We start from the raw sequence: 13698 nt of genomic DNA, 5'->3' as shown, positions 1-13698 counted from the left end.
GGCTCGCCGGTAGAAAATGGCTGTAACCGACAAGGGGGCTTGGATGATGACGAAGACCGACAATCGCGCAAGGGTGCTGCGGGGCCTAGGCTTCGCCGTCGCCGCCGCGGGTGTGGCGTGGCCGGCCCTGGCCGCCGCGCAGGACACCGCGCCGGTGGCGCCGTCCGATCCGCTGATGGAAATGAGCGTCAGCCAGCTCAAGGGCGAGATTCGCACGCGTTACGACGCGGCGCTCGCGATGACCCGCGATACCGCGGTGATCGCGGCCAACGACACCCGCTACATCTGGGCATCGGAAGCCAAGGCCCAGTGCGGCATCGCCCTCGGGTTCCTCAAGAGCGGAACCAAGGACGCGGTCAGCATCGGCCGCTGCGCTGACGCGGCCCTGCGCATGCAGCGGCAGGCCCCGGCCATGCCGATGGCGCAAACCTCGTCGGTCACGCCGGAGATCTGCCGCCAGCCGATTGCGGGCACGGTCTTCTTCGACTTCGACAGTGCGACGCCGCCGGCCGATGCCAACCAGACGATCGCCTTCGTCGCGCAGAACATGCAGCCGTGCGGCTGGACCGGACTGACCGTGACCGGCCACACCGACCGGTCGGGCAGCGACGCCTACAACGAAGGCCTGTCTGTGCGCCGCGCCAACGCGATCGCCGGGTTGCTGACGGGGGCCGGCGTTCCCGGTTCCGCACTGACCGTCTCGGGGCGTGGAGAGAGCGAGCCGCGGGTGCCGACACCCGATGGTGAGCGCAATCCGACCAATCGCCGCGTCGAAATAACCGTCAAGTAATCGAGCCGGGGGCCGACATGATGACCATTCGCAACACCACGATCGCCGGGATCGCAGCGCTGCTGCTCGCCGGCACGGCACCGATCGCGCTCGCGCAGACGAGCGATATTCAGGGCGAGGCTTACTCGATGCGCGACGCGATCGCGGTCGCCATGCAGTCGAACCCTGAGATCAACCAGGCGCAGATGAACAAGGAAGCCATCCAGTTCGAGCGCAAGCAGGCCCAGGGGCTCTACGCCCCGCGGGTGGACATCGAGGCTTCGGCCGGGGTGCGCCGCCTGGAAAACAATACCCGGCGCACGCTGGGGATCGCAGACCAGCGGCTCTACCCCCTGGAGTTCCAGGGCACCGGCTCGTGGACGCTGATCGACTTCGGCCGCCGGCGGGGTGAACTGACCCGCCAGGCCTCGCGCGTCGACGGCGCGTCGCTGCGCGTGCTTGAACGGTCCGAGTTCATCGCGCTGCAGATCGCGCGCCAGTACCTCGACGTGCTGCTGCAGCAGCGGATCTATGCCGCGAGCGTCGACAACACGGCGTTCCACCAGGGCCTGGTCCGCGACCTCGGCACTGGCGTCCAGCAGGGCTCGATCTCGATCGCCGACCAGCAACAGGCTCAGGAACGGCTTCAGGCCGCGATCGTCCGCCAGACCGAATCCGAGGAATCGCTGGAGAACGCGAAGATCACGCTGCGCCGGCTGACCGGCCTCGACATCAGCCAGGTCCAGCTTCCGCCCGATCTCTCGGCCCAGATGCCGCCTTCGCTCGACGAAGCGGTTGGGCTGGCGCGCACCAACAACCCGCGCGTCAAGGAAGCCGAGGCCGACGTCGACGCCGCCAATGCGCTTGCGAAGAGCGCGAAGGGCGATCTCTTCCCGACCATCGGCGTCGACATGAACGGCCGTATCGGCGACGACATCGACGGCTTCCGCGGCGAGACGAAGGACGTCCAGGCGCGGGTGTTCATGAAGTGGAACATCTTCGACGGCAAGATCAACCAGGCCAAGTACCAGGAGATGATCCGCCGGGCGAGCGAGAGCCGCTTCCGTCTGCACCAGGTGAGCCGCGAGGCTGAAGAGGACGTTCGCACGGCATGGAACGGCCTGCGTTCGCAGAGCCGGATCACCGACGAACTGGCAACCCAGAGCAAGGTCAGCGACGACCTGCTGCTGTCGTACCGCAGCCAGTTCAACGTCGGCCGCCGCTCGCTGCTCGACGTGCTCGATGCGCAGAACTCGCGCTACAGCGTGCAGACCCGCCTCGAGACCGCCCGGTTCTCCAAGCTGTTCGCGCAGTATCAGACGCTCGCCGCGACCAACCGCTTCCTTTCCTCGTTGCAGGTGGCGCCCGGCGCCGGTGCCGACGCGGCGGAACGCGCGCGGTTCGACTACGGCCCGTCGAAGCCTGCCGAGCTTCAGTACCGCTCGACCCCCAAGTAATCGGGTGAGCGGACGGGTCCACGGGGGTAACATCAATGGATAGCGAAAGCTCGGCCCCCGCGCGGTTCGGGGCGGATCCGCTCGTCGCCTGCATCGGCGAACTGGCGAGCCGCCACGGCGTGGCCTTCGTGCCCGGCATGCTGGCCGCGCTGGCGCTGCGCACCGACGGGCGGCTGCCGGCACACCAGGCCGGTCCAGCGCTCGAACTGCTCGGCCTGAACCACGAGCCGGCGCCAGGCATGCGCCTGCCCAAGCGTGCCGAATCCTATCCCGGCATCGCCGCGGTCGAACCGGACGGCTTCGTCGTGGTCCACGACATCAAGGGCGGCGACGCCCTCGTCTGGCGGCCCGAGACCGAGGTCGCCCGATGGGAGCCGATGGCCTCGCTGGGCGAGCAGTTCGGCGGCTGGTTCATGAGCGTGTACGGCGATCCCACCGCGATGCGCGACGCCAGCCAGCCGTGGCACCTGCGCGGACGCGATCACTGGTTCTGGAGCGAGATCCGCAAGGACCGGCGCCGGTTCTCGCCGGTTCTGCTGGCCACCTTGCTCATCAACGTGCTCGCGCTGGCGCTGCCGCTGTTCTCGATGAACGTGTACGATCGCGTCATCCCCAACCGCGCGCAATCGAGCCTGTGGGTGCTGGCGATCGGCGTGCTGCTTGCCTTCACGCTGGAATATGCGCTGCGCCGCGCACGGACCAACGTTCTCGACCAGATCGGCCGCGACCTCGACCTACGGCTGTCGCAGAAGATCTATTCCAAGATTCTTTCGGCGCCGCTGGCCGAACGCAAGGGCCACACCGGCAACATGGTCGCCCGTGTCTCCGAATACGCGATCGTGCGCGATTTCTTTGCCTCGACCACGATCGTGCTGATCGTCGACATGGCATTTCTGGTCCTGTTCGTGGCGATGATCGCGATCATCGCGGGCTGGCTGGCGGTGGTGCCGCTCGCCGCGATCCTCATCATGGCGGCGGCTGGCTGGCACCTCCAGCGCAAGGTCGTCGACGCAGCGCGCGAGGCGCAGGCCGACCACGGGCTTCAGCAAACGCTGCTGGTGGAATCGATCGCCGGGATCGAGACGCTCAAGAGCGTGGCGGGCGAGGGGGCGATGCTGGGCCGCTGGCGCCGGCTGGCCGAACTCGGCGCACAGTCGCAGCAGCGCCTGCGCGACATCAGCTCTTCGGCCGTGAGCCTGGCCTCCACCTTCCAGCAGGTGTCGAACATCGCTCTGATCGTGGGCGGCTATTACCTGTTCGACGCGGGCAAGATCACGATGGGCGCAATCATCGCGATCGTGATGCTGTCCTCGCGCAGCCTCTCGCCGGCCGGACAATTCGCGTTCCTCCTCACGCGCGGCCAGCAGGCGCGCCAGACGCTCGATTCGATCCAGCGGCTGTGGGATGCGGGCGACGAGCGGCGGATGGGCGCGGCCACGATCGTGCCGCAGATCCGCACCGCCGCGATCCGGTTCGAAGGACTGGGCTTCACTTATCCCGAAGCGTCGACGGAATCGCTCGCCGACATCGACCTGGTCATCAATCCGGGCGACCGGATCGCGGTGATCGGGCGGGTCGCCTCGGGCAAGTCCACCCTCGGCCGGGTGCTGTGCGGGCTCTACCAGCCCACCGCCGGGTCGATGCTGATCGACGGAGTCGACAGCCGCCAGTTCCGCCCGCACGAGATCCGCGAGGCGTTCCGTTTTGTCGCGCAGGATTCGAACCTGTTCAGCGGGACGATCAAGGACAACATGATGCTCGGCTCGGCCCGGGCCGGCGACGACGACCTGATCGCCGCGCTGCGTACCGTGGGCGCGGACCAGTTCCTGTCGCGCGACGCGAGCGGTTTCGATCGTCCGGTCGGCGAGCAGGGCAGCCGCCTTTCGGGTGGCCAGCGGGCCTTCCTCACCCTTGCCCGGGCGTTCGTTTCGCCTGCCCGGCTGCTGTTCCTCGATGAGCCCACCGGAGCGATGGACAGCCAGACCGAGAAATATTTCGTCGAGCAGTTGTCCCGATCACTGACACCTGACCAGACACTTGTAATTTCGACCCATAGACCGGCCCTTTTTAGCCTCTGCAACCGCTTGATCGTCCTCGACAAGGGGCGCATTGTCGCCGACGGGCCGCGTGACGAGATCATTGCAACCGCCGGAGTCGGCTTGAAGCCCTGATATGACCCACGCAATTTCCCTCGACCCCGCCGTGCTCGACCTGGCACAGGATTCGCGCTCCTCCCCCGAGGGAGAACGACGTCGGGTACAGGTGGGTCCGCGGCTGGCGTGGGCCCTTGCGATCGCGCTTGTCGCGCTGCTGCTTGCCGCGCAGTTCGCCACCGGGACGAGTCTTGGCAGGCTGGGCGAGATGCTGGGCCTGTCCGGCCCCGCGCAGGCCGAGGCGACGATCCGCGTTTCGCTCGACCAGCGGCGCGATGTTGCCAGCCTGACCAGCGACGAGCCGTCGCAGATCGTGGTCCTGGGTCAGGCGGCCCAGGAACGCAATGCGCTGATCCCCGTCTCCAGCGCGCCGCTTGAACACGCGCGCTCGTTCCTGTTCGCCAAGGCCGCCCCGGCCGCAGAGGGCGCTTATGGCAATGCCCTGACCTGCCTGACCCAGGCGGTCTATTACGAAGCCGGGTTCGAACCCGAAGCGGGCAAGCGCGCGGTCGCGCAGGTCATCCTCAACCGGATGCGCCACCCGGCCTATCCAAAGTCCGTGTGCGGCGTCGTGTACCAGGGATCGGAACGCCGGACCGGCTGCCAGTTCAGCTTCACCTGCGACGGTTCGCTGCTGCGTCCGGCATCGCCGGGCGCATGGCGCGACGCGCAGGGCGTGGCCAAGGCCGCGCTGGCCGGCCATGTCGAGAGCGAGGTCGGCACCGCGACGCACTATCACGCCGATTACGTGCTTCCGAAGTGGGCCTTCCAACTCGCCAAGATCGAACAGATCGGTGCGCACATATTCTACCGCTTCCCTGGTGGCTGGGGCCGCTCGGCCGCCTTCACCGGCGCGTACAGCGGGTCTGAACGGATCCCGATGATCGATTATGCCGCGCTGCGCGCCCGCCAGCAGCAGGGCGACATCATCGACGGTTCCGACGGATCGGCCGACCAGCTGACCCCCGGCCTGACCGTCGCCCCGGCGGTGACAGACCGCCATGCCGAGAACGACGTGGGCGGCCGGATCAACGTGACCAAGCTGTGGCGGATGTCGATCCCCGACCCGCACGAGGCCAGCAGCAGCTACCGCGCAACGCTCGAGGAACAGGGCGTTTCGGACGGACCCATCCCCGTATCCAACGGACCTGCATCCGCCCAATGACGCCCTCAATGACGCCATCGCGCCGTTTCGATTTTTCCGACTGGGATCCCAACCGCAAGCTGATCGCCATTTGCGCGGTCGGAATGCTTGCACTGATCCTGTGGGCCGCCGTCGCCCGGGTCGACGAGGTGACGCGCGGGATGGGCAAGGTGGTGCCGTCGAGCAAGGTGCAGCTCGTCCAGGCCGCCGAACCCGCGACTGTCGCCGCCATCCTCGTCCGCCCGGGGCAAACCGTGCGCCGGGGCGAACTGCTCGTCCGGCTGGACGACTCGCAGAGCTCTTCGGCCTTGGGCCAACTCGAGACCGAGAACCAGCTTCTCGCCGCCCGCGCCGCCCGCCTCGAAAGCGAGGGCACCGGGGGCGCCGCGCAATGTGCCGAGGGCACGGTTTGCGGCGACGAGGCGCGCCTGCAGCAAGTGCGCCAGGCTACGGCGCGCAGCAAGCAGGGCGCGCTCGCCGCGGCGATCGAACAGCGCCGCCGCGATCTCCAGGAAGGCGAGGCGACCGCCAGCGCGCTGGAGAACAGCGTTCGCCTGTCGCAGGATCAGGTCAACATGCTGGCGCCGCTCGCGGCCAAGGGGATCGTCCCGCAGACCGAACTGATCACCGCGCAGCGCGATCTCGTCGACGTCCAGGGCCGCCTTTCAGCCGCACGCCAGGGCGTTGCCCGCGCCGCCGCGGCGATCCGCGAGGCCGAGGCCCAGTATAACGAGGCGCGGCTAGATTTCCGCCAGCAGGCGTTGAGCGAGCGCAGCGAGATATCGACCAAGATCGCGGTCAACGAACAGACGATCAAGGGCGCTTCCGCGCGCCTCCAGCGCAACGAACTGCGCGCGCCGACCGCGGGGATCGTCAACGACGTGCAGGTGACGACCGTCGGCGGTTTCGTGAACGCCGGCGAGAAGATCATGCAGATCGTGCCGATTGGCGACCAGCTTCTGGTCGAAGCACGCGTCGCACCCAAGGACATCGCGTTCATCAAGGTCGGCGACCGCGCGAACGTGAAAGTCACCGCCTACGATTTCTCGATCTATGGCGGGCTGGCCGGGCGGGTCCAGCAGATCAGCGCCGACAGCATCTACGACGAGGCCGAGCGCCAGGCCTATTACACCGTGCTCGTCCAGACCGACCGGGCCTATATCCTCAAGAACGGGCAGCGGCTGCCGATCGTGCCGGGCATGATCTGCGATGTCGAGATCATTACCGGCCGCAAGAGCGTGCTGACCTACCTGATGAAGCCGGTCCTCAAAGCCTTCGACGAGGCGATGACCGAGCGTTGATATCGCCCGGCCGGCAGACTGCTCAGTAGCCGTGCAGCCACTTGTGGGTGGTGCTGAACGACATGATCGGCCGGTAATCCATGCTCTCGCTGGCGTCGAGCAGGCGGTCGGTGTTGTTGTCCAGCAGCCAGTGACGGCCATCGAGCTTGACCACGAGCAGCGCGTGATCGGCATTGCGGACGAGGTCGCGCGCGATCGTGAGGTACATCGCCTCGCGCGGCACGCCCATCGCCGCGAGGAGCTGGAGTTTGGCGATCGCGATGTCCTCGCAATCGCCCGCGCCGCGGCGCAGCGACGTGCGCGCCGAGGCCCAGTAATCGGCGCGGCCGTATAGCTGCTGATCCTCGACATAGTGGATGCGGCTGTTGGCGAACGCGTTGACCGCGGCGAGCGTTGCCGTTCCCGGGCGTCCCGGCGCGATGCGGGCGAGGGCGCTCACCATGTTGGCGGGAAGGCTCTCGCGGCGAACCCGGTTCCATTCCCCGTCGAACGTCGTGTGGCTGACGGGCAGGCGCCGGCTGGCGAGGAAATCGTCCGCGCCGCCGATCTGGCGGCCCAGGCCGGGACGCATCGCGGCGAACGAGGGCTGCGGCATCACGAAGCGAGCGCAAGCGACGCTGCCCGACCGGGGGACGATGCCTTGTCCGGGAATCTGCGCGCTGGCGAGCTGTACGGCAGGCGCTTCACCCGCCTGCTGCAGCCGCATCGCCTCGAGCGCGCTTACCTGGCCGCCGAGGGTGGCCGAGGCCTTGCTGGTGGCAAGACCGGCCGGGGCGAGGGCAAGCGGGGCGGTGCCCGTCGCGGGCATGGCGCCGGCCTGGCAGTCGGTGTCGGCGGCAGGCTGGCCGTTGAGGGCCATCGCGGCCACGGCGAGCGGCAGGCCGCCCAGGCTCATGTTCGCGCCGATACCGGTGCCGGTGCTGGCTTGCGCCGTTCCGGGTACGCCAAGGGCCAGCCCGGCGAGGGCGAGGGTCACGGCAAGGGAGTTGCGCTTTACCATGCCCCGACTGTGCGCCCGGTCCGGTCAAGGCACGGTGCACCGACACGGTTAACGCGGCGGCGCTCGATTTTAACGATTGGCTGCGGTCGCCACGCTGGACCCGGGTCGAGATTTCGCTCAGCTTCGCGAAAGCAGACAGGATATATCGCGCCGAACCGATGGACATTTCCCTTTCCGATCTGCCCTCGTGGGCCGGCACGCTGCTCCAGTCGCAGCTCCTGGCCGCGGCGCTCGCGGCGATGGCTCTCAGCACGCTGGGCGGCCTCATCCGGCGACCGCTGCCGCATCTCGGCCGCGTGCTTCGCTTCGGCGGGAACCTCGCGCTGCTGGGCGTGCTGGGCCTGACCGCGCTCCAGGTGATGCGGATCAGCAACCCGTCGTTCGAGCTGGCGTTACCCGGCCTGGGCATGCCGCGGCAGAGCGTGGAAGGGCAGGAAACGCACATTCCCATGGGGCCGGACGGGCACTTCTGGGTCGAGGCGCTGGTCAATGGCGAACCGCGCCGCTTCCTCGTCGATACGGGGGCGACGCTCACCGCGGTCTCGCAGGATTGGGCACGGCAGGGCGGGATCAACCCCGCCGAGGGCCGGATGCCGGTGCAACTGCGCACCGCCAACGGATCGCTTCCCGCGCAGCTTGGCACGATCCGCGAACTGGCGTTCGGCAATATCGTCGCGCGGGATCTCGATGCGGTCATTGCGCCGGGAATGGAGGGCGTGAACGTGCTGGGAATGAACTTCCTCTCGCGGCTCAAGGGCTGGCGGGTGGAGGAAGGGGTGCTGATCCTGGAACCGCGCGTGCCGCAGGAGGGCTAGGGTAAATCGGGCCCGGTCACGGTCGGTTAGCGACGCATCAGCCGCGACTCGGAGCCAAACCCGGATAAATATCCGCTCACCGGCGCGGGAACGCGCGATTTATTCGTTTGCTAGCGGCGGACAGACTGACATATGAGGGGCTCCCGACTTGGTCTGTCACGGGAATAAGGGGATTTCTTCATGCGTATGATCACTAAGATTGCAATGATGGCCGCGCTTCCGCTTCTGGTTGCCGGCTGCAAGAGCGAGCCCGCTCCCGAAGCTATGGCGACCGACAGCACCATGGAAGCGCCTGCCGACACGATGGCGACGCCTGATGCCATGGCGACCCCGGACGCGATGGCAACTCCTGATGCCATGGCGACTCCTGCCGCTGAAGCCACCCCTGAGTAATCTGGGTTAAGCTACGCACTGGACGATAGCGTCCAGGATATACGGCGCAGACCTGGCGGAAAAACGTTCCGCCAGGTCTGCTGCCAGCCGGTCCCGGGCCGGCATCGCCGAAACCGGCGACCTCGCGCCAAAGCGCAACCTTCACATTCTGCTGATCGAGCAGCGTTGGCTCAACCAAGCGTGCGCGCGAACAGCCATGCGCTTGCGACGATCCCGATCGCATAGGCGCCACCTGTCGTCGCGAGGCGCGGCGCTGGTTCGCGCAGGCGGCGGACGAGGGCGAGGATCGCCAGCGTCACCGCCACGATCGCGAGTTGCCCAGCCTCCACGCCCAGGTTGAACGAAAGCAGCGCCATGGGAACCTCGCCCTGCGGCAAGCCCAGCTCGCGCAATGCGCCCGCAAGGCCGAAGCCGTGAAGCAGGCCGAAGACGAAGGCCACCGCCCAGGGAATCCGTTCCGACAGGCGCGGCGCGGCAGGATCGCGCTTCACGACCTCGACCGCCAGGAAGACGATCGACAGCGCGATCACCGCTTCGACCGGGCGCTGGGGCAGCGAGAACGCGCCCAGCGTGGTGCCGGCAAGGGTGATCGAATGAGCGAGGGTGAAGGCTGTCACCGCCTGCGCCACGCGCCACCCGCCGCCCAGCAGCAGGACCAGCGCCACCACGAACAGGACATGATCGTAACCGGCAAGGATGTGCGCGGTGCCGGCACCGAGGTAAGTCAGTGCCACCTGCCATCGTCCGGGCCGGGCGGGAATCTCGACGCTGGGTGCCGCGGCGGTCAGGCGCAAGGCCTCGACCGGGCGGCCCAGCGCGGAAATCCGGACCAGCACATCGGTCCGGCTCGTCTCGAATCCCGCCAGCCCGATCCGGCCTCCGGCAACCCCGCGGGGGCAGGCGGCGGACCAGGTCGAGACGACGCTGCCCGCGTCCTGCGCGCCGCGGTCGAACGTGCGCGCAACGGGCCCTTGCGCGGTGCAGCCGGCGGGCAGCTCCACCCGCGTTGCGGGGGTCATCCCGCCCATCACCGGGGCGCGGAAGACGACGTCCCATTGGCCCGGCGCGCGCTCGGCCAACTGGATGTAGCCGGGGCGAAGGGTGTCGGCCCGTGCCGCTCCCGCGAAGATCCCAAGAAACAGCGCGGCGGCAACCAGCGCCCACCGGCGGGCCGGGGTCACGGTCTAGCGATCCTGATCGTATAGCCGCTCAACAGCGCGCCGTAGGCAGCGTCCTCACGCGCCTTGCGGGTGGCGGCCCGCCAATCATTCTCGACGTCCTGGCGAACCTCGGCGAGGCGCGGGGCGCCGGTGGTGGAACTTGCCCGCAGCCGCACCAGATGCAGACCGAAGCCGGACTCGATCGGCCCGATCCAGCGGCCCTGCGGCGCGTCGGCAAGCGCGGCGGCAAAGCCCGCGCCGAACTGTTCGGCAATCGCATTGCGATCCGCGCCGTCCTCTGCGGGGGGCAGCGCGGCCGGATCGCCCAGCGCGTGCCAGTCCGCACCCTTTCGCAGGCGGTCCAGCACTTGCGCGGCACGGGAGCGGCCACCATCGTCGCCGTCGCTGCGAACGAAGACCTGATCGAACGACAGCCGCGCATCCGCGGCATAGCGGGCACGGTGCGCCGCATACCACGCCTCGAGCGTGGCGTTCTCGGGGATGGCGTTGTCGACGGCGTCGTCGGCCAGCGATTCCATCTTGGCGCGCAAGCGCCTGCGCACCACCGCGTCGTCCTCGTCCAGACCCATCCGCCGTGCCTCGCGGTTGTAGATCTCCTCCTTGACGTAGTCGCGGATGATCCCGTCCATCTCGGCGGGCGAGGGCGGGCGCTGCCAGGTCTGGATCCAGTTTTCGGCCAGCGCGGTAACCTGACCGGCATCGATGGTGATGACCCGGCTCGCGGGATCGACCGGCTCGCCGCGTGCGGCGACGAAGGCGAAAAGAGCAGCGCCGCCGATCAGGAAATGAGCCAGCGGCTCACGCAGCGTGGCCCGCGCCTGCCTCCGCCAGTCCATCCGCATTCCTCCCCGTTCTCCCCCGTCGAGAGTGCCCGCTGGCAGATTGCCAGACAAGCCGGGAATGCGCGGCCTTATCGTGCGCTTCGAGCAGGCGAGCGGCCAGCGACGGGAGGCATGTGAGCATCGCCGCGCGCACCGGGACCGGGCGAGATGGTGACCTCGCGCGCGTCGACCTGGCCGCCGCAGTGCGAGCAGGTCAGGAGCGGATCGAAGTCGTGGCCGCAGGTCGTGTGGTGATGGAGCAGCGGGCGCCCCTCTGACCCGGCGATGTGGCGGTCACCCCAGTGTACGATCCCCATGATTATCGGATGGAGGTCGATGCCCTTCTGCGTCAGCCGGTATTCGTATCGCAGGGGGCTTTGCTGGTAAGGCACCCTGGCCAGCACCTCATTGTCGACCAGCTTGTTCAGCCGGTCGGTCAGGATCGAGCGGCCGATCCCGAGCCGTTCATGGAATTCCTCGAACCGCCGCACCTTCATGAAGCAGTCGCGCAGGATCATCAGGGTCCAGCGATCGCCGATGACCGACATTGTCCGGGAAAACGAGCACGGCTGGTCCGCCAGATCGCCCCACTGCATAGGCTGCTCCCATCACTTCAGCGTCGGGTTCCTGTAATCGATTTCCTTTGGTGGCTGGAAAACGGGCCGGGCTGCGCCACCGCCCGCTTTCCTGACGCCACTAGTGGCGGTTCAGTTCCGCGCGCCCCACGACCATGTGGTGCACTTCGTCCGGACCGTCGGCAAAGCGCAAGTGGCGGACATCGGCGTAAAGCTCCGCGAGCGGAAACCACTTCGAAAGGCCGGCAGCGCCGTGGATCTGGATCGCTTCGTCAAGGATTCGGCAGGTCTTCTCGGGCACCATCGCCTTGACCATGCTGACCCAGACCCGCGCCTCGCGGTTGCCCAGCACGTCCATCGCCTTTGCCGCCTTGAGCACCATGAGGCGCATCGCCTCGATCTCGATCCGCGCGCGCGAAACCAGTTCCAGGTTCTTGCCCAGCATGATCAGTTCGCGCCCGAACGCCTCGCGTGAGCGGCCGCGCTTGACCATCAGGTCCAGCGCGATCTCGGCCTTGCCGATTGTGCGCATGCAGTGATGGATGCGGCCGGGCCCGAGGCGGACCTGCGAAATCTCGAAGCCGCGGCCTTCGCCCAGCAGGATGTTCTCGCGGGGTACGCGCGCGTTCTCGAACTTGATGTGCATGTGCCCGGCGGGGGCATGATCGGCGCCGAAGATGTGCATCGGCCCCAGGATCTTCAGGCCCGGCGTGTCCATCGGCACGAGGATCTGCGACTGCTGCCCGTGCGGCGGCGCATCGGGGTTGGTGCGGACCATGCAGATCATGATCTTGCAGCGCGGGTCGCCCGCTCCCGAGATGTAGAACTTTTCGCCGTTGATGACCCACTCGTTGCCCTCGAGCACTGCGGTGGTGCTGATGTTCTTGGCGTCGGAAGAGGCGACGTTGGGCTCGGTCATCGCATAGGCGGAGCGGATTTCGCCCGCCAGCAGCGGCTCGAGCCATTGCTTCTTCTGCTCGGGCGTTCCCACCCGCTCGAGAACTTCCATGTTGCCGGTGTCGGGCGCCGAGCAGTTGAGCGATTCCGAGGCGAGCGGGGATTTGCCCAGTTCGGTCGCGATATAGGCGTAGTCGAGATTGCTCAGGCCTTCGCCGGTTTCGGCATCGGGCAGGAAGAAGTTCCACAGGCCCGCCGCCTTGGCTTTGTCCTTTGCCGTCTGGAGCAGGGCAAGCTGTTCGGGCGCCCACGACCACCGATCCTCGCGCGCCTCGCCCAGGCGGAAGAATTCCTCGGTAATGGGGACGACGTTCTCGGCGATGTGGCGCTTGACCGCTTCGTATAGCGGGCGCGCCTTGTCGGACATCCTGAGGTCGTTGAGTGCCGATTGCGTGTCGTCGTCCATGTCCATTTCCATCCCACTCCTTTTTTCGTGTCTGCCGCTTCCGGTCCGCGAGGCCTTACGCGTTATGTTCGATGAATGCTTCCTCGACCTGGGCCAAGCGGTCCTTTCCGAAGAACATCTCGTCTACGACGAAAAAGGTCGGAATGCCGAAACCCCCGCGCTCGACGAAGTTGCTTGTCTCGTCAACGAGCGACTGCTTCACGTCCGGCTCCTGGCTCAGGCGCAGGAGATCGGCGGCGGGCAGTCCGGCTTCGTTCAATACCTGCGCGAGCACTTCGGGATCGCCCATGCCCAGTTGCCGCTCCCACATGCCCGCCATCACGGCTTCGACATACTGGTCAAAAATGCCAAGTCGCCTTGCCGCGTGGGCGCCGCGCATCTGGGCGAGCGTGTTGATCGGAAAGTACGGGTTCATGCGGAACCGGGCCAATGCATGCCGGGTGATGAACCGCTCCATCTCCTTGCGCTCGTAGGCCAGCTTGGCAGGTATGCCGGCAAAGGCCTCCATGGGTGAGCGGTTGTTCGTCGCCTTGAACACTCCGCCCAGCAGCACCGGTTTGAGCACGAAAACCTTGCCGATCCGCGCCTCGATCTCGGGGAGAACCCGGTAGCTCAGGTAGGCGTTCGGGCTGCCGAAATCGAAATAGAAGTCGATCGTGCGCGTCATTGGGGTGGCCTCCGCGGGTTTGCTGGCGTAGTTCTAAAACAGAACTTATACCTTTGGCC

The 13698-nt window shown here is 67.3% G+C and carries 13 protein-coding genes; 7 read left to right on the top strand and 6 right to left on the bottom strand.

Going from position 1 to position 13698, the window contains the following annotated elements; genetic code table 11:
* The first annotated feature begins 43 nt into the window (after nucleotides 1-43).
* The 5 genes from ACFO0A_RS13640 to ACFO0A_RS13620 are packed head-to-tail and all read left to right on the top strand — an operon-like array spanning nucleotide 44 to nucleotide 6824.
* The gene (locus ACFO0A_RS13640; protein ID WP_379539547.1) at nucleotides 44-790 is read left to right on the top strand and encodes an OmpA family protein; all 747 of its coding nucleotides are present in this window, start codon (nucleotides 44-46) and stop codon (nucleotides 788-790) included.
* A gap of 17 nt (nucleotides 791-807) precedes the next feature.
* A complete protein-coding gene (locus ACFO0A_RS13635; protein ID WP_379539546.1) occupies nucleotides 808-2226 on the top strand; it encodes a TolC family protein in 1419 nt (472 codons plus the stop codon).
* Between the two features lie 35 nt (nucleotides 2227-2261).
* Complete coding sequence (locus tag ACFO0A_RS13630; RefSeq protein ID WP_379539545.1) at nucleotides 2262-4397, top strand: ATP-binding cassette domain-containing protein; 2136 nt, start codon at nucleotides 2262-2264, stop codon at nucleotides 4395-4397.
* Between the two features lies 1 nt (nucleotide 4398).
* Nucleotides 4399-5544 carry a cell wall hydrolase gene (locus tag ACFO0A_RS13625; RefSeq protein WP_379539544.1) on the top strand — a complete coding sequence of 382 codons (1146 nt, stop codon included), beginning with the start codon at nucleotides 4399-4401 and terminating at the stop codon, nucleotides 5542-5544.
* Nucleotides 5545-5552: 8 nt separating this feature from the next.
* On the top strand, nucleotides 5553-6824 hold the full coding sequence (locus ACFO0A_RS13620; RefSeq protein WP_379539543.1) for an HlyD family type I secretion periplasmic adaptor subunit: 1272 nt from the start codon (nucleotides 5553-5555) through the stop codon (nucleotides 6822-6824).
* Between the two features lie 22 nt (nucleotides 6825-6846).
* Here ACFO0A_RS13620 and ACFO0A_RS13615 read toward each other — a convergent pair whose 3' ends face one another.
* Nucleotides 6847-7824, bottom strand: a complete 978-nt coding sequence (locus ACFO0A_RS13615) for a transglutaminase-like cysteine peptidase (RefSeq protein WP_379539542.1) — start codon at nucleotides 7822-7824, stop codon at nucleotides 6847-6849.
* A gap of 158 nt (nucleotides 7825-7982) precedes the next feature.
* Between ACFO0A_RS13615 and ACFO0A_RS13610 the strand changes: the two genes are divergently transcribed.
* Both ACFO0A_RS13610 and ACFO0A_RS13605 read left to right on the top strand, forming a co-directional pair.
* Nucleotides 7983-8639 carry a retropepsin-like aspartic protease family protein gene (locus ACFO0A_RS13610; protein WP_379539541.1) on the top strand — a complete coding sequence of 219 codons (657 nt, stop codon included), beginning with the start codon at nucleotides 7983-7985 and terminating at the stop codon, nucleotides 8637-8639.
* Nucleotides 8640-8819: 180 nt separating this feature from the next.
* Nucleotides 8820-9032, top strand: a complete 213-nt coding sequence (locus ACFO0A_RS13605; RefSeq protein ID WP_379539540.1) for a hypothetical protein — start codon at nucleotides 8820-8822, stop codon at nucleotides 9030-9032.
* A gap of 170 nt (nucleotides 9033-9202) precedes the next feature.
* Here ACFO0A_RS13605 and ACFO0A_RS13600 read toward each other — a convergent pair whose 3' ends face one another.
* The 5 genes from ACFO0A_RS13600 to ACFO0A_RS13580 all read right to left on the bottom strand — a co-directional run bounded on the left by ACFO0A_RS13600 (nucleotide 9203) and on the right by ACFO0A_RS13580 (nucleotide 13639).
* A complete protein-coding gene (locus tag ACFO0A_RS13600; RefSeq protein WP_379539539.1) occupies nucleotides 9203-10213 on the bottom strand; it encodes a HupE/UreJ family protein in 1011 nt (336 codons plus the stop codon).
* Nucleotides 10210-11049 carry a peptidyl-prolyl cis-trans isomerase gene (locus ACFO0A_RS13595; protein WP_379539538.1) on the bottom strand — a complete coding sequence of 280 codons (840 nt, stop codon included), beginning with the start codon at nucleotides 11047-11049 and terminating at the stop codon, nucleotides 10210-10212. The genes ACFO0A_RS13600 and ACFO0A_RS13595 overlap by 4 nt, the downstream gene beginning before the upstream one ends.
* Before the next feature lie 74 nt (nucleotides 11050-11123).
* Complete coding sequence (locus tag ACFO0A_RS13590) at nucleotides 11124-11630, bottom strand: winged helix-turn-helix transcriptional regulator (protein WP_379539537.1); 507 nt, start codon at nucleotides 11628-11630, stop codon at nucleotides 11124-11126.
* Between the two features lie 100 nt (nucleotides 11631-11730).
* A complete protein-coding gene (locus tag ACFO0A_RS13585; RefSeq protein WP_379539536.1) occupies nucleotides 11731-12972 on the bottom strand; it encodes an acyl-CoA dehydrogenase family protein in 1242 nt (413 codons plus the stop codon).
* Between the two features lie 55 nt (nucleotides 12973-13027).
* On the bottom strand, nucleotides 13028-13639 hold the full coding sequence (locus ACFO0A_RS13580) for a 2-hydroxychromene-2-carboxylate isomerase (protein ID WP_379539535.1): 612 nt from the start codon (nucleotides 13637-13639) through the stop codon (nucleotides 13028-13030).
* Nucleotides 13640-13698: the final 59 nt, after the last annotated feature.

The sequence above is a fragment of the Novosphingobium tardum genome (genome assembly GCF_042652045.1).
Classification (GTDB): Bacteria; Pseudomonadota; Alphaproteobacteria; order Sphingomonadales; family Sphingomonadaceae; genus Novosphingobium; species Novosphingobium tardum.
This window is presented reverse-complemented; position numbering and strand designations above follow the sequence as displayed.